Here is an 18,578-nt window from a genome sequence, read left to right on the forward strand (position 1 = left end):
ACCGTATCGGATACACTCATGTATCGCAAGGCCGCCCGGTGCGGACGGCCCGTCCGACAGTGGGAGCATGTCCGGCGTGACCACCGACCTCGACCCGACCCGAGTCGAACGCGGCGCGGAGAGCGAGACCCCCCTCTCCCCCCGCCGCGAGCGCACCCGTGAGCGCCTGCTCGACGCCGCCTACGGGCTGTTCGCCGAGCACGGCATCAACGGCACGTCGATCGAGGCCGTGTGCGAGGCGGCGGGCTTCACGCGCGGCGCGTTCTACTCGAACTTCGACACCAAGGAGTCGCTGTTCCTCGCCCTCACCGAGCGCGAGATCCGGATGCGGATGCGGAGCCTGGAGGCCGCCGTCGAGCACCTGCCGGACGACCCGGTGCGCGACGGCGTCATCGCCCCCGAGGCGATCGCCACGATCGTCGCGGCCGTCATGGCCGACCCGCGCGACGAGCGCCGGTGGTGCCTCATGAGCGCGGAGCTCGAGCTGCTCGCGCTGCGCGACCCGCAGGTCGCCGCCCGGTTCGCGGACCAGGAGGAGTCGTTCCGCACGGAGCTCGCGGACATCCTCACGCGCGTGCTCACGAGCGTCGGGATGCGCTTCGCGATCGACGCCCCGGCCGCCACCCGCGTCCTCATCAGCGCCTACACCTCCGCGGCGAGGGACGCGTTCCTCAGCCCCGACGGCGAGGACGCCGTACGGCGCGCGCAGGCCGCGGACTGGCTGCCCGCGCTCGTCGGCCGGCTCGTCGAGCCGGACCCCGACGCGGCCTGACGCCGCACCCGTCGGGTCGACGCGACGGCCCTGTGGGTGGCGCACGTCACACTGGCGGCATGACACTCACCTTCAGCGGCGCCGTGGTCGACTGCGCCGACCCCGCCGTCGTGGCGGACTTCTGGCAGGCCGCGCTCGGCTGGACGGGGCGCGAGACCGGACCGCACGGCGAGGCCGTGCTCTACCCGCGCGACGGCGAGACGGTCCTCGGGCCGCCGAGCCTCGTCTTCCAGCGGGTCCCCGAGGGCAAGGCGGTGAAGAACCGCGTGCACCTCGACTTCTCGTCGTCCACCCAGGCGGCCGACGTCGCACGGCTGGAAGGGCTCGGCGCGCGCCGCGTCGACGTCGGCCAGGGCGAGCAGGAGACGTTCGTCGTCCTGGCCGACGTGGAGGGCAACGAGTTCTGCGTCCTGCGCGGGGACTGACGGCCGACCGCCGAGCGGCGTCCGCGGTCGGGGTCAGGCAGGGTCGTAGACCGCCGCCGCGCCGGCGGGCGGCTCGCCGACGTCCTCGACCGGGCGGGGCGCGTACGTCTGGGCGGTGAGGTCCGCGCGCTCGACGCGCGACAGCCGGAACCAGCGGATCGCCTCGCGCGACCGGCACCACGCGACGAGGTACCAGCGACCGTCGGTGTGCGCGAGCAGCACGGGCTCGACCCGGCGCGCCGAGGTCGCGCCGCGGCCGTCCCGGTAGCGGATCGCGAGCACGCGCGACCCGGCCAGCGCCTGCTCGACCGCGCGCAGCACCCCGAGGTGCGAGCGGGCACGCCCGACGACGTCCCCACCCGCTGCGGCGGGGGCGTCCGGCGACGCGTCCGGGACGTCGTGGCGGACCCAAACCCGCGCGGCCAGCGCCTCGGCCCGCTCGCGGTCGCCGGCCGCGAGCGCGTCCCAGACCTTCCCGCGCGCCGCGAGCGCGTCGACCGCGAACGGGCTGCCGGGCGGGAGCGTCGCGAGCGCGACCGCGACCGCGACCGCCTGGCCGGGCGTGAAGTTGACCGGCGGCAGCGACGCGCTCGGGTCGAGCACGTAGCCACCACCGGGACCGGCCTGGGCCCAGATCGTCAGACCGGCCTGCTGCAGCGCGGCCACGTCGCGCTTGATCGTCCGCTCGCTCACCTCGAGCGCGGCCGCGAGGCGCGGACCCGTCGTCCCGGTCCGCCCTGCCCGCCGGAGCTCCTCCGCGATCGCGTAGAGACGTTCCGTCCTGTTCACCGGACGATGGTGACAGACAGGTGTCACCGATGCGCTGCGAAGGTGGGTGCATGAGCCACCACGACACGCCCGAACCGCCCGTCCACGTCGTCCTCGTCCCCGGCTTCTGGCTGGGCGCGTGGGCGTGGGACGACGTCGTCCCCCACCTCGAAGCCGCGGGCCTCGTGCCGCACGCCGTGACCCTCCCCGGGCTGGAGCCCGGTGCGACCGCACCGGACCGGGCCCGCGTCACGCGCGACGACCACGTGGACGCCGTCGCGCGGCTCGTCGCCGGGCTCGACGGCCGGGTCGTGCTCGTCGGCCACAGCGGCGGCGGGCCCGTCGTGCAGCAGGTCGCCGACCGCGACCCGGCCCGGATCGAGCGGATCGTGTACGTCGACACCGGTCCCCTGGTCGACGGTGCGGCCCTCTCGCCCGACCTCCCGGCGGACGCGGCCGAGGTCCCGTTGCCGGGCTGGGAGGTGCTGGCCGAGGACGGGTCGAGCCTCGACGGCCTGGACGACGCCGCGCTCGCGCGGTTCCGCGAGCGCGCGGTGCCGACGCCCGGCCCGGTCGCGCGCGGCCCGGTGCACGTGACGAACCCGGAGCGCCTGCACGTCCCGACGACCGCGATCTGCTCCTCGATCCCCTCGGCCGTGCTCGCCGAGCTCGCCCACCCCGGCCCGCCCCTGCACACCGAGCTGGGCGAGCTCACGGACCTCACCTACGTCGACCTGCCGACCGGGCACTGGCCCATGTTCTCGCGCCCGCGCGACCTCGCGGCCGCGCTGGTCGCCGCGGTCTCCTGACCGACGCCCCACCCAGCGCAGCGGCTGGTCGTGAGCCGGTCGCACGGGAGGGACCCACCCGTGCGACCGGCATCACACGTTCTCCGGAAAAAAGTCACCGAACTCGCGTCACGGACGGCGACTTGTGCCGTCTTGTCGGGTGAAAGCGGTCATCCGGCCGCCCGAAGACCGACCGACGACGAGACGGACCATGCACGACACCCTGCCCTCCGCCCCCTCGCGCACCGAGGTGCGCACGGCCCTGCTCTGGGCCCTCGAGCACGACCGCGACGCCCTGCTGGAGCACCGCGAGACGACCCAGCACTGCGCGTGGGCCGCGGCCCGGGGTGCGGCCGACCGCCGCCTCGTGCGCCGCTGGCGCGCGGCCTTCGCCCCGCTCCCGTCCACCGTCGCCTGACGCGCGACCGCCGGGTCCGGACCGCGCGAGCGCATCCGTCCGAGGGTCCGCGGGCGAACCCCGGACGAGAGGGCACGTCCGCCCCCTCGGGAGGAGGTCGCCATGTTCGCGTCGCTCGCTGCCGGATCCGGCGGGACGATCGGCGTCACGGGGATCGGGAACGGCATGTCGCAGTGGTTCCTGATCTTCGGTGCGCTCGTCATCACCGCGATCCTCGTCGGCTCGATCTACGAGCTCGGCAAGGCCGTGCACGACCGGCACGTCCACCAGCGCCGCCCGGTGCACCGCTGACGCCCGCCTGACCGCGGCCGCCCGCCACCGCCGCCGCCGTTCCCGGCCTCGCCGCGCCGCGCGACCTCGCGTCCCGCGCCGCGGCGTCGGACACTGGGAGGAGGACGACGAGGACCGGTGACGCGATGGTCGGGACCGTGGCACGTGTCCCCCGCGCCGAGCAGGGCGCGAGGTGGGGCGAGCGCGCGCCCGGCGCCCTCGACGGCGACCGCCCGTTCGACCTCCGCGCCGCGTACGCGCGCTGGGCCCCGCTCGTCCGCGCGGCCGTCGCCCGGCGCCTGGGCGACCCGGCCGACACCGACGACGCCACCCAGCTCGTCTTCCTCGCCGCGTGGCGCTCGCGCGACCGGTTCGACCCGGCGCGGGGCGACCTTCCTGTCTGGCTGCTCGGTATCGCGCGCCACGTCGCCGCAGACCTCCTGACGGATCGCGCACGCGAGGTACGACGCCGCGAGGCGGCCTCGCGCGGCCGGCCCGTGACGGTCGTCCGCGACCCGGCCGACGACGTCGTCGCTCGCGTCGACCTGGAGGGCTCGCTGCGCCGCTTGTCCCCGGAGCGGCGGCGCGTGGTGCGCCTCGTGTACGCGCAGGGCTGCACGCACGCCCAGGTCGCGGCCGAGACCGGCCTCCCGCTCGGCACGGTCAAGAGCCACGCGCGCCGCGGCCTGGCCCAGCTCCGCGCCCACGCGTGACCCGCCGAGCACGACGTTGCTGTCGGAATACGGCCCCTCGCGACAGCGACGTCGTGCTCGACCGCGCGGTACGTCGCACTCGGCAGGCTCGCCGACGCTCGTCACGACCAGGGCGACTGTGGTGTGATCCAGTTCACACAGACCCACGACCGAGACGTGTCGGGAGCGGGCCGTCGGCTCCGACCTCCTCGTGACGGCGCCGACGGGGCGCCGACCGACGGAAGGAACGGACCATGAGGTACATGCTGGTGAAGACGTACACGCAGGCGGCGCACTGCGACCTCCCGATCCACGAGTGGGCGCCGGAGGACGTCGAGGCGCACATCGCGTTCCAGCGCGCGCTCGGCGAGCAGCTCGCCGCGTCGGGTGAGCTCGTCGACGCCCAGGGGCTGGCCGGTCCGGACCAGGCGCTCGTCGTCACGTCCGACGGCCGCACGGCCCCGGTCGTCACCGACGGCCCGTTCCCCGAGTCGAAGGAGTTCCTCGCGGGCTACTGGATCGTCGACGTCGACAGCCAGGACCGCGCGGTCGAGATCGCAGCGCAGGCGTCGGCCGCGCCCGGCCCGGGAGGCGCCCCGATCGGCGAGTACATCGAGGTCCGCCAGGTCATGAGCGCGCCCGCGTCCGAGCAGTGACCGCCACGTGACCGCCACGGCCCCCGAGCCGGTGGAGGACCTGCTGCGGGACCTCCGCCCGCGCGTCCTCGGCCTCCTGGTGCGGCGCTGCGGCGACCTCGCCGACGCCGAGGACGCGCTCCAGGAGGCGTTGCTCGCGGCCGCGACCCGCTGGCCGGCGGACGGGCTCCCCGACGACCCGCGGGCCTGGCTCGTGCGCGTCGCGGAGCGGCGGCTCGTGGACACCGTCCGGGCCGACGTCGCGCGGCGCCGCCGGGAGGAGACGACCGCGCGGCGCGACCCGGACTCGGCGGGCCTCGCCCCCGCAGGTCTCGGGGGCGAGGCCTCGTCCGCCACCGGGTCCGCCGCGCCCGGCGGCGGGCCGGGCGCGGCGGGGCGGGCGATCGACGTCGACGACTCGCTCACCCTCTTCTTCCTCTGCTGCCACCCCGACCTGCCGCCCGCGAGCGCCGTCGCGCTGACGCTGCGGACCGTGGGCGGGCTCACGACGGCGGAGATCGCCCGCGCGTTCGGCGTCCCCGAGGCGACCATGACGCAGCGCCTCACGCGCGCGAGGCGGCGCCTCGCCGCGCTCGACCGCCCGTTCGCGACGCCGGGCCCGGGCGAGTGGGACGCGCGGCTCGCCGCCGTGCTGCGCGTCCTCTACGTCGTGTTCACCGAGGGGCACACGGCGACCTCGGGGCCGCTGCTGCGGCGCGCGGACCTGTCGGGCGAGGCGATCCGGCTGGCCCGGACGGTGCACGCGCTGCTGCCGGACGACCCGGAGGTCGGCGGGCTGCTCGCGCTCATGCTCCTCACGGACGCCCGTCGCGACGCCCGGACCGGTCCGCGCGGGGAGCTCGTGCCGCTCGCCGACCAGGACCGCACGCGCTGGGACCACGCGGAGATCGTCGAGGGCGTCCGGATCGTCACCGCGACGCTCTGCCACGGTCTCGTCGGGTCGTACCAGGTGCAGGCCGCGGTCGCGGCGCTGCACGCGCAGGCACCGAGCACGGACGCGACCGACTGGGAACGGGTCCTGGCGCTGTACTCGGTGCTGGAGCGCCTCGACCCGAGCCCGCACGTCACGCTCAACCGCGCGGTCGCGGTCGCGATGGTCGACGGCCCGCGCGCGGGCCTCGCCCTCCTCGACGGCCTCGACGGCGCGCTCGCGACGAGCCACCGCCTGCCGGCGGTGCGCGCGCACCTGCTGGAGCGGGCGGGCGAGACGCGGGCCGCCGTCGGGCAGTACGTCGCCGCCGCGGCGGCGACGCCGAGCCCCGCGGAGCGCGACTACCTCACGCTCCGCGCGGCCCGCCTCCGCACCCTCCCGTGACCGCCCCGCGGATCACCGGCGTCGAGCACGAGGTCGCTGTCGTCATCGAGCCGATCACGACAGCAGCCTCGTGGTCGCGTGCGGGCTACCTCGTGCTCAGCCGAGCGTCGTCGGCAGCGCCGCGTCGTCCTCGCCCGGGGTGGCGCCGAGCACGTGCTCCGCGAGGAACGCGAGCACGACCTGGTACCAGACCTTCGCGTGCTGCGGCTGGAGGATCCAGTGGTTCTCGTCCGGGTAGAACAGGAACCGGTGCACGGTCTCGCCGTCGGGCCCGGCGGGCAGGCCGGACGAGTCGAGCAGCTCGTACCAGAGCCGCAGGCCCTCGCCGATCGGCACCCGGTAGTCCTTGTCGCCGTGGATGACGAGCATCGGCGTGACGATGTCCTGGACGAACCGGTGCGGGCTGTTCTCCAGCGCCATCTCCGGCGTCATCTCGCGCGCCCAGTAGTACGCGTGGTCGGTCGTGGGGCCGAACTGGTCGAGCGCCCACAGGCTCGCGTGCGTGACGATCGCGCGGAAGCGGTCCGTGTGGCCCGCGACCCAGTTCGCCATGTACCCGCCGAACGAGCCACCCATCGCGGCCGTCCGCGACGCGTCGACCTCCGGGCGCGCCTCCACGGCGTCCGTGATCGCGAGCAGGTCCGTGTACGGGGCCTTGCCCCACGCGCCCCACCCGCGCTGCACGAAGTCCTGCCCGTACCCGGTCGAGAGCGCCGGGTCCGGCAGCAGCACCGCGTACCCGCGCGCGACCATCAGCCACGGGTTCCAGCGCCAGCTCCACGCGTTCCACGAACCGAGCGGGCCGCCGTGGATCCACAGCAGCAGCGGGGCCGGGTTCTCCGCGGACGCACCGTGCGGCAGCGCGAGCCAGCCGCGCACGCGCACGTCGTCGGCCGCGGCGGTCTCGACGTCGACGAGCGTGCCCGGGAGGTCGGGCGTCGCGACCGGCCCGCGCAACGGCGTCGCGGGCACCGGGGTGCGGCCGCCCGCCGCACCGGAGTCGAGGAACGCCCCGACGTCGATGCGCACCGGGTGCGACGGCTCGAGGTAGCTCGTCCGCAGCGCGTACGCCGTGCGCCCGTCGGGCGCGACCTGCACGTCCGTGAAGACGGCGTCGTCGCTCGTCACGCGCTCGGCGGTGCCGTTCTCCGCCGCGCCGTCCGGGGAGAAGGCGACGAGGAAGACCGGCCCGCGGCCGTCGTCGTCGGCCGTGACGAGCAGGCCCGAGCCGTCGGGGAGCCAGCGCAGCGATGTCGGCCAGCGGTCCCAGTGCGGCACGAGCGTGCGCGGGGTCGCGTGGTTCTCGGCGCGCGTCGTCGCGGAGTCGTCGTGGTCGACGCCCGCGCCGGCAGGCCCGTCGGGCGCGTGCAGCGGCACGACGGCGAGGCTCTCCTCCGGCGCCTGGTGCGGCGTCGAGATCGTCTCGCGCACGAACGCGACCCACGCGCCGTCCGGCGAGATGCGCGGCCAGTGCGCCTCCGCGCTCGGCTCGTCGACGAGCGTGCGGCGCGCGCCCGTCGCGGTGTCGATCGCGACGAGCGTGTTGCGCACCTGCGGCCCCGGGCCGGCGACCTGCCACGTCGTGACGAGGGTCGTGCCGTCGGCGGAGAGGTCCGCGGAGTGGTCGTGCAGCGCGCGGCCCGGCGCGGACGCCTGCCCGACGCCGCGGGCCACGTCGCGCAGGTCGAGGAGCCGGGGGTCGTGGGGCGCGTCGGTGCCGTCGGACCCGGCGTCGTCGGCCGGTGCCGGGAGCGGGTGGGCGGGCTCGTCGACGAGGGTCGTGAGGTCGCCGACGAACCGGTGCGCCTCGTCCGGGCCGCGGTCGTGGTCCCACTGGCGCACGGGGTACGCGCTGTGGAGGATCGCCGCGACCTTGGCGTCCTTGCGCGCGGCGCGGAGCTCGGCGTCGTGCGCGAGGTCGCGCGCGCTCGGCAGCACCTTCGCCGCGACCGAGACCACCGGTGCGTCCGCCGCGGCGAGCGGGCCGCTCACGCCCGCGGGCGCCGTCGCGACGACGCGCGCCTCGCCGCCCGTCGCCGGGAGCAGCCACAGCGCGGCCTTCGGGTCGTCGTCGGAACCGCCGTCCGGGTCGGGGCGGGCGGACGTGAACAGGACGTCGCCCGCCCCCGTGAACGTCGCGCTCGACTCGCCCTGGGTGCTGCGCGTGAGCCGACGCGCCGGGGCGTGGCCCGCGGGGTCCACCTCCCACAGCGCTGTCCGGTACCCCGTGCGCTGCGGGTCGAGGGTCTGGACGGTCGTGACCAGGCGCGCCCCGTCGGGCGACAGCGCCAGCCCCCCGACCCGCGGGATCGCGAGGTACTGGTCGAGGTCGTGGAACGGATTCGCGGACGAGTCGGAGGTACCGGGCATGGCGGCGTCGTTACTCACCCGTACGTCCTATCACGGCAGCGACCCTCCCTCGCCCCCACCCCGACCTTGCCGAACACGAGGTTGCTGTCGTTCTGGGGCCCAGAACGACAGCAACCTCGTCCTCGACACCGCGCAAGGTCGTGGTCGGGGCGCCCGCGCGCGCCGAGAGCTCGGGCTGTCGTCCCGGGGTACGCGGAACGGGGCCGTCCACAGGGCCCGTTCCGTGATCGCTGTCCACAGCCTGCGCATCCCGCCGGTGCGCGGCCGGGCGCGTCTCTGGTCAGATCCGGAGGTGCGCACACTGACCACGGTCCCGACCGAGCTCCTCGTCCTCGCCGAGCGTCAGGCCGGGCTCGTCTCCGCCTCGCAGTGCGACGCGCACGGTGTGAACGCGAACCGCCGCTCGCGACTCGTCGACCAGGGCCGCTGGCGCCGACCCACGCGAGGGGTGTTCGAGGCGACGCCGGGGCTGTTCGCGCCGTCGGACCCCCGGGTGCACGACCACCGTCGGCGCCGCGCCGCCTGGCTCGCGCTCCTCGCGTACGGACCCGAGGCGATCGCCGTCGGACCGTGCGCGCTCGTCCTGCTCGGTGTCCAGGGGATCAGCACGGGCGTCGTGCCGCAGGCGACGCTCCCCGGGGCACGGGGAGCGCTGCCGCGCGACGGGATCCGGCTGCGCCAATTCGACGACGGGATGACCGTCGTCCAGGTCGACGGCCGCTACGTCGCGAGCCCTGACTGGGCGCTGGCCCAGGCAGTCCCCGAGATGGGTCGGCGGCGCGCCGTCGCGGCGATGGACAGCGTCGGCCATCTCGGGCTCCTCGACGCCGAAGGCCTGGCTCGCGCCCACGACCTGGCCCGTGGGCGGCGGGGTGTCGCGCGGACGCACGCCTGGTGGGCCGAGGCGGACGCACGGTCCGAGTCACCGCTCGAGACGTTCGCTCGCCTCGAGTGCGCGGACGTCGGGCTGGCACCCGACGACCTCCAGGTCGAGGTGGTCGACGACGGCGCGTTCGTCGGGCGTGGAGATCTCGGGTGGCGGCTGCCCCGAGGGCGGTGGCTGATCGGCGAGATGGACGGCACGGACGTCCACGGCTCGCCCGACGCGCTCCTCCGCGACCGCTCGCGTCAGAACGCGCTCGTGACGCACGGCGGGGTGGAGGTCCTCCGCTTCACGGGTCGGGACCTGACGCAGCCCGGGACGAGCCGACCGGGTCGCATGACGACCTCGCTGCGTCGCCACCTCGATCGAGCACGAGGCTCCGCGCCGTCGAACGCGAGGTTGCTGTCGTGATCGGCCCGAGAACGCCAGCAACGTCGTGTTCGGCGGAGTGGGGGGTGGGGGTCAGTCGTCGCGCTTCGACATCTCCGCGAGCATCGCGTTGTACTCCTGGAGCTCGGCGTCGCCGTCGCGGTCGGCCTGGCGGTCCCGACGCTTGGCCTCGCGCTCGTCGGAGCGCGTCCACATGACCGCGACCACGATGGCGAGGATGAGCGTCGGGAGCTCGCCGATGCCCCAGGCCACGCCGCCGCCGCGCTGCTGGTCGGCGATCGCGCTCGGGCCCCACTCGCGGCCGAGCAGACCGAACCACTCGGGCACGAGCAGCACCTCGCCCGACGTCAGCGCGACGCCGAAGAACGCGTGGAACGCCATGGTCGCGAAGAGCAGGAGCAGGCGCTGCGGGTAGGGCGGGCGGTGCGGACCGGGGTCGATCCCGACGAGCGCGTTGGCGAACAGGTACCCCGCGAGCGTGAAGTGCGCGAGCATCGCGAGGTGCCCGGCGTACGTCGTCAGGGCGTACTCGAACGCGGGCGTGTAGTAGAAGACGATCATCGAGCCGGCGAAGTTCACGGCGGCGACGATCGGGTTCGCGAAGAACTGGCCCACGCGCGACGTCACGATGGCGAGCACCCACTCGCGCGGGCCGCGCGACCCGTCCTTGCGCGGCGGCACCGCCCGCAGGAGCAGCGTCACGGGCGCCGCGAGCACGAGGAAGATCGGCACGACCATCGCGAGGATCATGTGCTGGACCATGTGCGCGCTGAACAGCACGTGCCCGTACATGGCCGGCCCGCCCGACGTCACCCAGAAGAGGACGAGGATGCCGACGCACCACGAGACCGTGCGGCCCACCGACCAGGAGTCGCCGCGCTTCGCGAGGCGGCGCACCCACCGCAGGTAGACGACGAGCGCCGCGACGCACGCGAACGCGGGCAGCAGGTCCCAGCGCCACTCGGTGAACCAGCGCGCGAGCGTCGGCTCCGGCGGCAGCGCGTGCCCGGTCACCTGGTACGCGGCGGAGGTGTCGAGCGGCTCCTCCTGCGGCACCGGCGGCGCGGTCGACCCGAGCGCGACGGCGACGCCGGACACCGCGCCCATGATCGCGAGCTCGACCGCGACGAGGCGCCAGAACAGCCACCGCGTGCCCTCCGCCGCGGCGCCCTTCGCACCCCCGGACGACGTCGCCCCCTTCGCTGCCTTGCCCGACGAGCCCTTCGACGAGCCCTTGGCAGCGGCCGTCGACGAGCCCTTCGACGACGCGCGGTCGCCGCTCGGCCGCGCGACCGCCGTCGGGCCGGAGAGCCGCCGCACGACGAGCTCGCGGTGCGCGAAGCCCACGGCGCCGAGGACCAGCAGCAGCGCGAGCTTGGTGAGCAGGAGGATGCCGTAGTCGGTGGTGAGGCCCGCGAGCGTGTCGACCCGGATGCTCGCGTTCGCGATGCCCGAGACGGCGACGGCGACGTAGCACCACAGCGCGATCGCGGAGTACCGCGCGACGGACGCCGCGAAGTCCGCACGTCCCAGCCCGCCGCGCACGCGCACGACGGCGAGCGTCCCCAGGCCACCGACCCAGAGCGCCGCTCCGGCCAGGTGGAGGAACATCGACGAGACCGCGAGCTCGTGGCTCACGGCGCCGGCCGCGTGGCCCGTGTTGGCCTGCATCGCGATCGCGACGAGCGCGAGCGCGGCCGTCCACATGGCTCCCGTGGCACCGCGCACGGCGAGCGCCGCGGCGGACGTCAGCGCCGCGACGACGATGATCGCGAGGTAGTTGCGGCCCAGGCTGACCTGCGAGACGAAGAGGCCGAGCTGGTCGCCGAACGTCGGGCCCGTGATCGGCGTGCTCGAGATCGAGGAGTAGCGCAGCACGACCTGCGCGACCGACAGCACCGCCCACGTCGCGGCCGACGCGCCCGCGACCCCGAGCGCCTTGCGCACGGGCGTCCCGGCGGGCAGCACGCACGCCGCGAGGACGAGCGAGCCGAGCGTCAGCGCGACGGCGAGCTCGGTGAGGACCGTGACGACCGGGGTGCCGAGGCGCGCGAGCGCGCCCGGGTCGGGGAAGCCGGCGGGGACGGTGAACGCGGCCGAGAACGCGCCGGCGGCGAGCACCGCGACGACGGCGACGACGACGGCGAACGGTCCGGCGAGGACGAGCCACCACGGGTTCGCGGGTCGGGCGTCCGACGGCGCGCGGCGCAGGGCAGTCGTGGTCACCGGACCAGGGTATCGAGCGCGCAGACCCCTCCGGTCATCGCCTGTGGACGACCGCTCTCACGGCCGCCTCACGGTCGCGGCAGCCGCGCCATCCCGTAGACCCGCGTCGCGCGCAGGCGCAGCACCTGACGGCGGTCGGCGACCATCGCGCGCCGGAACTCCTCCCAGTCGGGGTGCTCGCTCCCGGAGGCGGCGCGGAACGTCTCGACGAGCTCGTCGGCGGCGGCGTCGTGCGGGTCGAGCGCGACGGCGCTCAGCTCCGCGTCCCCCTCGACGACGGCGTAGCTCCAGAAGTCCTCGGCGCTCACCTGGAGCGAGACGCGCGGGTCGCGCGCGGCGTTGCGGGTCTTGGCACGGTCGGCGGTGACGGAGACGCGCGCGACGCCCGCGTCGGGGTCCCACGCGTAGAGGACGTTGGAGAGCTGGGGGCGCCCGTCCTTCTTGACCGTGGCGAGCACGCCCTGGCGGCGGGCGGCGACGAGCGCGAGGAGCGCGGGCTCGCCGAGGCGGTCGAGGGCGGTGCCGGTGGGGGTGGACAGGGCGGTGGCGGTGGCGTCGGTCGTCCCGACGGCGTCGTGGCTCATGCCGGGCCAACCCCGCGACGCTCGCCCGACATTCCCGACGAGCGCGCGGACGCCCCCCGGTGGGGAAGGTCCGAGCCCTCCCCGGTGGGGACCTCTCCCCACCCGGACCTGTGGACGACGCCCGGTCCGACGCGGGCCGCGCTGGCATACTGGGCCGGGTTCGCCGGGGGTTCGCGACGCACCGTCCACACCCCTCCGGCCGCGCACGGGACCACACCCGCACGACCACGCACGACCCGGAGGACGATCGATGGCCGCAGGGCACGGCAGCATCTCGACGCAGGACCTCGACCGCGCGAGCCACCTGCTCAAGCGCGTCGGCCAGGTCTTCGACCAGCGCGTCGTGGGCCAGGACGCCCTGCGCACGGCGCTGGTCAGCTCCCTCCTCGCGGGCGGCCACATCCTGCTCGAGTCGGTGCCGGGGCTCGCCAAGACGACGGCGGCGCAGACGCTCGCGGCCGCGGTCGACGGCTCGTTCCACCGCATCCAGTGCACGCCGGACCTCATGCCGAACGACATCGTCGGCACGCAGATCTTCAACTACGCGACCGGCGAGTTCACGACCCAGCTCGGCCCGGTGCACGCCAACGTCGTGCTGCTCGACGAGATCAACCGCTCCTCGGCCAAGACGCAGTCGGCGATGCTCGAGGCGATGCAGGAGAAGCAGACGTCCATCGGCGGCGAGAACTTCTCGCTGCCCGACCCGTTCATGGTCCTCGCGACGCAGAACCCCATCGAGGAGGAGGGCACCTACGTGCTGCCCGAGGCCCAGATGGACCGCTTCCTCATGAAGGAGGTGCTCACCTACCCGACGCCGCCGCAGGAGCTCGAGATCCTCCAGCGCATCGCGACCGGGCAGATGACGCAGCCCCTCACCGCGCAGCCGATCTCGCTCGACGACGTCCGCTTCCTGCGCGGCCTCGTGGACGACGTGTACGTGGACGACTCGATCAAGCGGTACGTCGTCGACCTCATCAACACGACGCGGCTGTCCGGCCCGCGCCCGATCCCCGGGCTCGACCGTCACGTGCGCGTGGGCGCGTCGCCGCGCGGCGGCATCGCGCTCATGCGCGTGGGCCAGGCGCTCGCGATCCTGGCGGGCCGCGCGTACGTCATCCCGGACGACATCAAGGCCGTGCGCTACTCGGTGCTGCGGCACCGCCTGGTGCGCACGTTCGACGCGCTCGCCAACAACGTGCCGCCGGAGCAGCTCGTGGACGCGGTGTTCGACGCCGTCCCCACGCCCTGAGCGTCCCCCTCACCGTCTCGAGAGAGCACCACGTGCCCGACGTCTCCCGTCTCGCCCAGGTCCGGGCCCGGCTCGACCTCCCGGTCGCGCGCCGGGCGTCCGGCCTGCTCGAGGGACGGCACCGGTCGGTCTTCAAGGGGCACGGCCAGGACTTCGACGACCTGCACCTGTACGCGCCCGGCGAGGACGTCGGCGACATCGACTGGAAGTCGTCGGCGCGCGCGGGGCTCCCGATCATCCGCCGGTTCGTGCGCGAGTCGAACCTCAACCTCGTGCTCGTGGTCGACACCGGCCGCACGATGGGCGCGACCGCCCCGAGCGGCGAGACCAAGGCGGAGATCGCGAGCTTCTGCTGCGCGCTCGTCGCGTACCTCGCGCGCGACCGGGGCGACCGTGTCGCGCTCGTCGCGGGCGACGCCCGGCGGCTCGTCCAGCTCCCGCCCCGCGCGAGCACGCAGGACCTCGAGGTGCTGCTGCGCACGGTGGAGGACCTGTGGCGGCCCGACGCGCCCGCGAGCGACCTCGCGCGCCCGCTCGACCGCGCCCGGTCCGCGTTCCGGCGCCGCTCGCTGGTCGTGGTCGTGACCGACGAGGCGCGCCCGGGAGCCGAGCACGAGCAGCTCCTGCGGTCGTTGCGCGTGCGCCACGAGGTCATGGTCGTCCAGATCGCGGACCTGTCCCCCGTCGGCGCGGGTGCGGGGCCGCACGCCACGGGCGAGGTCGCGGACGTGGACGGGACGCTGCGCCTGCCGGCGTTCCTGCGCGGCCGGGCCGCGCTCGCCGCGTCCGCGGCCCAGGCTCTCGCCGCGCGGCGGGCCGAGGTCGCGGAGCGGCTGCGCGCGCTCCAGGTCGAGGGCGTGCTCGTGGAGGGGTCGGACGACGTCGTGCAGCGGTTCGTCGAGCTCCTGGGGAGGCAGAAGCGTGCCCGTCGATGAGCTCGTCGACCCCGTGGGCTACTCGGGGTGGTGGACCGTCCTGGGGATCGTGCTGATCCTCGCGGCGGCCGCCGTCGTGTTCCTCGTGATCTGGCTGACGCGCGCGAGCGCGGCGGAGAAGGCCGTGCCGCCCGCCGCGCCCCTCCTCCCCACCGGCCCCTACGACCCGTACGCGGCCCTCCGCGCCGAGTACGAGCGACGCCTCGACCTCGTCGCCGAGCGCTACCGCGCCGGCGAGCTCGACGAGCGCGCGCTGCACCTCGCGCTCTCGGCCGAGATGCGCGGCTTCGCGACCGGTCGGCTGGGACAGGACGCGTCGTCCATGACGCTCTCGGAGATCCAGCAGATCGGCGAGGCGGGACGCCTCACGCAGGTCATCGCGCGGTACTACCGGCCGTCGTTCGCGGACCACGACAACGACCCCGCCGCGCGCGCGACCGACGCGGAGGACTCGATCGACCGTGCCCGATCGGTGGTGCGCGGATGGTGAGGCACGCGCTCGCGACGAGCGCCGCCGTCGTGCCCGGTCCCCAGGGCGCGTCCATCCTGTGGCCGTGGCTGTGGGGCGTGCTCGTCGTCGCCGTGCTCGCCGCCGGCGTGGTCGCCTGGTGGCTCGCCCGGCACCGCCGGAGACGTGACGCCGACGCCGACGTGCTCTGGGTCGCGAACTCCGACTACCTCGCGCGCGTGCCGGCGTTCGCCGCGTGGGTGCGGCGCTACCGCGTGCTGCAGGGGCTCACGGCGGCGGGGCTGCTCGTCGCCGTCGTCGGGGCGGGCGCCGTCGCGGCACGCCCGGTCGAGACGGACGTCGTCGTCGACCGCCTCGGCACGCGCGACATCGTGCTGTGCCTGGACGTGTCGGGCTCGATGATCGAGTACGACGGCGCCGTGCTCAAGGTGTTCCAGGAGCTCGTGGACAACTTCGAGGGCGAGCGGATCGCGCTGTCGATCTTCAACTCGTCGTCGCGCACGGTCTTCCCCCTCACGGACGACTACACGCTCGTGCAGGAGGAGCTCCAGGGCGGCATCGAGGCGCTCGACAAGGACCCGTCGACGTTCGACTACACCGGCGGGTCGGACGACGCGGAGATCCTCGAGTACGCGCAGTTCACCGCCGGGACGACGGCGAACCTCTCCGGTGCGAGCCTCATCGGCGACGGGCTCGCGAGCTGTGCCCTCCAGTTCGACGCGGAGGACACGGAGCGCTCGCGCTCGATCATCCTCGCGACCGACAACTACGTCTCGGGCGAGCCGATCTACACGCTCCCCCAGGCCGCCGACCTCGTCGCGTCGCGCGACATCACGCTGCACGGGATCTTCGGCGGGTCGCAGCGCTACGAGGGCACCCCGGAGGAGAGCGAGTACCGCAGCACGGTCGAGGACGGCGGCGGGCTCTACTTCCTCGCCGACGACCCGGCCGCGGTGCAGGGCATGGTGGACGACGTCGTCGCGCAGCAGGCGGTCGAGCTCGACGCGTCGCCCGAGGTGATCGTCACGGACCGGCCCGCGGGCTGGTTCCTCGTCGCGGTCCTCGGCGTCGCGCTGCTGCTCGTGGTCGCGTGGCGGGTGAAGGAGTGACGGACCGATGAACCTCGCCGGGCTGACCCTCCAGCCGCTCGTGCCCGTGTGGGCGCTCGCGCTGCTCGTCCTGCCCCTGCTCGGCCTCGCGGTGTGGCAGGCGGTCGTGGCGGGGCGCCCCGGGCCCGACGGCGCCCCGCGCCCGGGCGCGCCGCGCGCGGCCTGGCTGCGCCGCGCCGGAGCGGTGGTCCTGCTCGGGATCATCGGGCTCGCGCCGTCGGTCGCGTCGACGGACCGCGACACGTCGGTCGCGAACGTCGACATGTTCTTCGTCGTCGACCGCACCGGGTCCATGGCGGCCGAGGACTACGGGCCCGAGGGCGGCCAGGAGCGGCTCGACGGCGTGCGGCACGACATCAGGAGCCTCACCGAGGCGATCCCCGGCGCCCGGTACTCGATCATCTCGTTCGACTCGCAGGCCTCGCGCCAGCTCCCCCTGACGACCGACGCGCGCGCGATCACGTCGTGGGCCGACACGTTCCACCGCGAGATCACGCGGTACTCGCAGGGCTCCCTCACCGACCGGCCCCTCGACGAGCTGCGCTCCGCGCTCCAGGGGTCCGCCGAGCAGCACCCGGCGAACGTGCGCCTCGTCTTCTTCCTCAGCGACGGCGAGCAGACGGCGGAGGGCGAGCCGCGGTCGTTCGCCGACCTGGCGCCGCTCGTCGACGGCGGCGCCGTGCTCGGCTACGGCACCGCCGAGGGCGGCCGGATGAAGGAGTACGACCCCGACGTCGAGCCCGAGGAGGCGGAGTACATCATCGACTGGTCGCAGCCGAGCGAGGACGGCGAGCCCGTGGAGGCGCTGTCCGTGCTCGACGACGAGTCGCTCACCACGCTCGCGGACCAGCTCGGCGTCCCGTACGTGCACCGGCAGGAGCCGTCGGAGACGGCGTCGCTCGTCGCGGGCGTCGACCCGCAGCAGGTCGCGGCCGACGGCCGGCGCGACGTCACGGCGTACCGCCCCGTCGTCTGGCCGTTCGCGCTCGCGCTCGTCGCGCTGCTCGGCCTCGAGGCGTGGTTCTGGTCGCGCTCGGCCAGCCGCTCGCTCGTGCGCCCGACGACGGCCCGGGCGTCGGCGACCGGCGGACCCGCGCCCGGCCCGGGCGCTGGGGAACCGGGCGCGCACGGCGACGGCGACCGGTCGCCGTCGGGCACCCCCACGGCGGACCGGGTGGAGGTGCGTCGATGACCTGGCCCTCTCCCCCGACGCCCCCGACGGGGCGGCGGAAGCCGCGCCCGACGGGTGTCGCGGCCCTGCGCGCCGCGCGGCTGCGCCGGCGCACCTGGTGGCTCGTCGGGACGCTGCCCGTCGTGCTCGCGCTCGTCGTCCTCGGGATCAAGCTGGCCCTCCTCGCGCCGATCGCCGCGACGGCCAAGGACCGCTACGAGGCCGGGGAGGCGACGACCGCGGCGGACTACTACGGGATCCAGCGGGTCCTCAACATCGTCGAGCCGTGGAAGGCGCACTACAACCACGGGACGGCGCTCGCCCGGTCCGAGGACTCGTGGGCGCTGTACGACGCGATCACGTCCCTCGACCGCGCGTACGACCTCGCGGAGCACGAGAGCCCCGAGGAACGCTGCATGATCCAGACGAACCTGTCGCTCGCGTACGAGATCCAGGGCGACGGCGACATGGCGTACGCGGAGGGCAAGGCGGCCGAGCTCGCGCTCGTCGAGGAGGCGATCGCCGCCCGCGACGCGGGGCTGCCGTACGACGAGGAGGTCCTCGACCCGTACGGCGACGGGAGCGAGGAGCCCGACCCGGAGGAGCTGCGCCAGGACGTCCAGGACTGGTACGAGTACGCCGAGCAGGAGTACGCGACGGCCGAGCAGATCCGCGGCTGGCCCGACTGCGGGGAGTCCGAGCAGACGCCCGAGCAGGAGGAGCAGAACGAGGCCGCGCAGCAGCGCCTCCAGGACAAGCAGCAGCAGGCGCAGGACTCGCAGCCGGAGAACGAGGGCGGCGGGGACACGCAGGAGGGCGAGGGCTCCGAGGGCGACGAGCAGTCGGATGCCTCGGGCGGCGAGGGCTCGGAGGGCGACGGCCAGCAGAGCCAGGCCGAGCGCGAGGAGCGGCAGCGCCAGGAGGAGCTCCAGCAGCAGGGCTCGGAGGCGCGCGAGGAGCAGGAGCGGCTCGAGCAGGAGTACCGCGACCTCTACGGCGACCAGCCCGGGACCGGCAGCGACCCGGGAGACGGCAGCGGGAGCGGCACCAAGAACTGGTGAGCGGCCCCGGCCCCCGCGGGTGGGCAG

At 75.0% G+C, this 18,578-nt stretch carries 19 protein-coding genes; 15 read left to right on the forward strand and 4 right to left on the reverse strand.

Translation table 11 applies throughout. The annotated features are described in order from the left end of the window. The first annotated feature begins 67 nt into the window (after positions 1 to 67). Positions 68 to 772, forward strand: a complete 705-nt coding sequence (locus tag ACTJIY_RS03075) for a TetR/AcrR family transcriptional regulator (RefSeq protein WP_440673368.1) — start codon at positions 68 to 70, stop codon at positions 770 to 772. Between the two features lie 59 nt (positions 773 to 831). Beyond that, positions 832 to 1,197, forward strand: a complete 366-nt coding sequence (locus tag ACTJIY_RS03080) for a VOC family protein (protein WP_353707231.1) — start codon at positions 832 to 834, stop codon at positions 1,195 to 1,197. A 33-nt stretch (positions 1,198 to 1,230) separates the two neighbouring features. Here the strand turns inward: ACTJIY_RS03080 and ACTJIY_RS03085 are convergent, their stop codons facing one another. Further along, positions 1,231 to 1,986 carry a helix-turn-helix transcriptional regulator gene (locus ACTJIY_RS03085; protein WP_440673367.1) on the reverse strand — a complete coding sequence of 252 codons (756 nt, stop codon included), beginning with the start codon at positions 1,984 to 1,986 and terminating at the stop codon, positions 1,231 to 1,233. Between the two features lie 50 nt (positions 1,987 to 2,036). On the opposite strand from ACTJIY_RS03085, the gene ACTJIY_RS03090 reads away from it, so the two are divergent. From ACTJIY_RS03090 to ACTJIY_RS03115, 6 genes are all read left to right on the forward strand, one after another. Further along, positions 2,037 to 2,774: an alpha/beta fold hydrolase gene (locus tag ACTJIY_RS03090; RefSeq protein ID WP_440673366.1), complete on the forward strand. Its 738-nt coding sequence runs from the start codon at positions 2,037 to 2,039 to the stop codon at positions 2,772 to 2,774. 190 nt (positions 2,775 to 2,964) lie between these two features. After that, positions 2,965 to 3,171, forward strand: a complete 207-nt coding sequence (locus ACTJIY_RS03095) for a hypothetical protein (protein ID WP_047231861.1) — start codon at positions 2,965 to 2,967, stop codon at positions 3,169 to 3,171. A gap of 102 nt (positions 3,172 to 3,273) precedes the next feature. After that, positions 3,274 to 3,462 (forward strand): hypothetical protein, encoded by a 189-nt coding sequence (locus tag ACTJIY_RS03100; RefSeq protein ID WP_253052158.1) that lies wholly within the window; start codon positions 3,274 to 3,276, stop codon positions 3,460 to 3,462. A 137-nt stretch (positions 3,463 to 3,599) separates the two neighbouring features. Next, positions 3,600 to 4,154: an RNA polymerase sigma factor gene (locus ACTJIY_RS03105; RefSeq protein WP_440673365.1), complete on the forward strand. Its 555-nt coding sequence runs from the start codon at positions 3,600 to 3,602 to the stop codon at positions 4,152 to 4,154. A gap of 233 nt (positions 4,155 to 4,387) precedes the next feature. Then, positions 4,388 to 4,789: a YciI family protein gene (locus tag ACTJIY_RS03110; RefSeq protein ID WP_253052154.1), complete on the forward strand. Its 402-nt coding sequence runs from the start codon at positions 4,388 to 4,390 to the stop codon at positions 4,787 to 4,789. Positions 4,790 to 4,796: 7 nt separating this feature from the next. Further along, the gene (locus tag ACTJIY_RS03115) at positions 4,797 to 6,104 is read left to right on the forward strand and encodes an RNA polymerase sigma factor (protein ID WP_440673364.1); all 1,308 of its coding nucleotides are present in this window, start codon (positions 4,797 to 4,799) and stop codon (positions 6,102 to 6,104) included. A gap of 96 nt (positions 6,105 to 6,200) precedes the next feature. Here the strand turns inward: ACTJIY_RS03115 and ACTJIY_RS03120 are convergent, their stop codons facing one another. Then, a complete protein-coding gene (locus ACTJIY_RS03120; protein ID WP_440673404.1) occupies positions 6,201 to 8,474 on the reverse strand; it encodes a prolyl oligopeptidase family serine peptidase in 2,274 nt (757 codons plus the stop codon). 292 nt (positions 8,475 to 8,766) lie between these two features. Between ACTJIY_RS03120 and ACTJIY_RS03125 the strand changes: the two genes are divergently transcribed. Next, positions 8,767 to 9,768 carry a type IV toxin-antitoxin system AbiEi family antitoxin domain-containing protein gene (locus ACTJIY_RS03125; RefSeq protein ID WP_253052150.1) on the forward strand — a complete coding sequence of 334 codons (1,002 nt, stop codon included), beginning with the start codon at positions 8,767 to 8,769 and terminating at the stop codon, positions 9,766 to 9,768. Between the two features lie 51 nt (positions 9,769 to 9,819). On the opposite strand, the gene ACTJIY_RS03130 is transcribed toward ACTJIY_RS03125, so the two are convergent. Continuing rightward, positions 9,820 to 11,973: a cytochrome c oxidase assembly protein gene (locus ACTJIY_RS03130; protein ID WP_253052148.1), complete on the reverse strand. Its 2,154-nt coding sequence runs from the start codon at positions 11,971 to 11,973 to the stop codon at positions 9,820 to 9,822. A 68-nt stretch (positions 11,974 to 12,041) separates the two neighbouring features. Next, entirely contained in the window at positions 12,042 to 12,557 is a 516-nt protein-coding gene (locus ACTJIY_RS03135) for a PPOX class F420-dependent oxidoreductase (protein ID WP_440673363.1), read from the reverse strand. 250 nt (positions 12,558 to 12,807) lie between these two features. Here ACTJIY_RS03135 and ACTJIY_RS03140 point away from each other — a divergent pair, with 250 nt between their 5' ends. The 6 genes from ACTJIY_RS03140 to ACTJIY_RS03165 are packed head-to-tail and all read left to right on the forward strand — an operon-like array spanning position 12,808 to position 18,551. Then, positions 12,808 to 13,806 carry an AAA family ATPase gene (locus ACTJIY_RS03140; protein WP_253052144.1) on the forward strand — a complete coding sequence of 333 codons (999 nt, stop codon included), beginning with the start codon at positions 12,808 to 12,810 and terminating at the stop codon, positions 13,804 to 13,806. 32 nt (positions 13,807 to 13,838) lie between these two features. Then, positions 13,839 to 14,741, forward strand: a complete 903-nt coding sequence (locus ACTJIY_RS03145; protein ID WP_253052142.1) for a DUF58 domain-containing protein — start codon at positions 13,839 to 13,841, stop codon at positions 14,739 to 14,741. Then, positions 14,728 to 15,231, forward strand: a complete 504-nt coding sequence (locus tag ACTJIY_RS03150) for a hypothetical protein (RefSeq protein WP_440673362.1) — start codon at positions 14,728 to 14,730, stop codon at positions 15,229 to 15,231. Before ACTJIY_RS03145 ends, ACTJIY_RS03150 begins: the two co-directional genes overlap by 14 nt. Then, positions 15,225 to 16,319, forward strand: a complete 1,095-nt coding sequence (locus ACTJIY_RS03155) for a vWA domain-containing protein (protein WP_440673361.1) — start codon at positions 15,225 to 15,227, stop codon at positions 16,317 to 16,319. Before ACTJIY_RS03150 ends, ACTJIY_RS03155 begins: the two co-directional genes overlap by 7 nt. 7 nt (positions 16,320 to 16,326) lie before the next feature. Next, positions 16,327 to 17,511 carry a vWA domain-containing protein gene (locus ACTJIY_RS03160; protein WP_440673360.1) on the forward strand — a complete coding sequence of 395 codons (1,185 nt, stop codon included), beginning with the start codon at positions 16,327 to 16,329 and terminating at the stop codon, positions 17,509 to 17,511. After that, positions 17,508 to 18,551 carry a hypothetical protein gene (locus ACTJIY_RS03165; protein WP_440673359.1) on the forward strand — a complete coding sequence of 348 codons (1,044 nt, stop codon included), beginning with the start codon at positions 17,508 to 17,510 and terminating at the stop codon, positions 18,549 to 18,551. Before ACTJIY_RS03160 ends, ACTJIY_RS03165 begins: the two co-directional genes overlap by 4 nt. The last annotated feature ends 27 nt before the right edge of the window (positions 18,552 to 18,578 follow it).

The organism is Cellulosimicrobium sp. 22598, assembly GCF_052044445.1.
GTDB lineage: Bacteria > Actinomycetota > Actinomycetes > Actinomycetales > Cellulomonadaceae > Cellulosimicrobium > Cellulosimicrobium cellulans_G.

Excerpts from the sequence above, each read along its gene's own strand:
- ACTJIY_RS03120 (WP_440673404.1), bottom strand. The coding sequence starts at position 8,474 with ATGCCCGGTACCTCCGACTCGTCCGCGAATCCGTTCCACGACCTCGAC.
- ACTJIY_RS03080 (WP_353707231.1), top strand. The coding sequence starts at position 832 with ATGACACTCACCTTCAGCGGCGCCGTGGTCGACTGCGCCGACCCCGCC.
- ACTJIY_RS03110 (WP_253052154.1), top strand. The coding sequence starts at position 4,388 with ATGAGGTACATGCTGGTGAAGACGTACACGCAGGCGGCGCACTGCGAC.
- ACTJIY_RS03155 (WP_440673361.1), top strand. The coding sequence starts at position 15,225 with ATGGTGAGGCACGCGCTCGCGACGAGCGCCGCCGTCGTGCCCGGTCCC.
- ACTJIY_RS03075 (WP_440673368.1), top strand. The coding sequence starts at position 68 with ATGTCCGGCGTGACCACCGACCTCGACCCGACCCGAGTCGAACGCGGC.
- ACTJIY_RS03160 (WP_440673360.1), top strand. The coding sequence starts at position 16,327 with ATGAACCTCGCCGGGCTGACCCTCCAGCCGCTCGTGCCCGTGTGGGCG.
- ACTJIY_RS03140 (WP_253052144.1), top strand. The coding sequence starts at position 12,808 with ATGGCCGCAGGGCACGGCAGCATCTCGACGCAGGACCTCGACCGCGCG.
- ACTJIY_RS03090 (WP_440673366.1), top strand. The coding sequence starts at position 2,037 with ATGAGCCACCACGACACGCCCGAACCGCCCGTCCACGTCGTCCTCGTC.
- ACTJIY_RS03135 (WP_440673363.1), bottom strand. The coding sequence starts at position 12,557 with ATGAGCCACGACGCCGTCGGGACGACCGACGCCACCGCCACCGCCCTG.
- ACTJIY_RS03100 (WP_253052158.1), top strand. The coding sequence starts at position 3,274 with ATGTTCGCGTCGCTCGCTGCCGGATCCGGCGGGACGATCGGCGTCACG.
- ACTJIY_RS03095 (WP_047231861.1), top strand. The coding sequence starts at position 2,965 with ATGCACGACACCCTGCCCTCCGCCCCCTCGCGCACCGAGGTGCGCACG.
- ACTJIY_RS03165 (WP_440673359.1), top strand. The coding sequence starts at position 17,508 with ATGACCTGGCCCTCTCCCCCGACGCCCCCGACGGGGCGGCGGAAGCCG.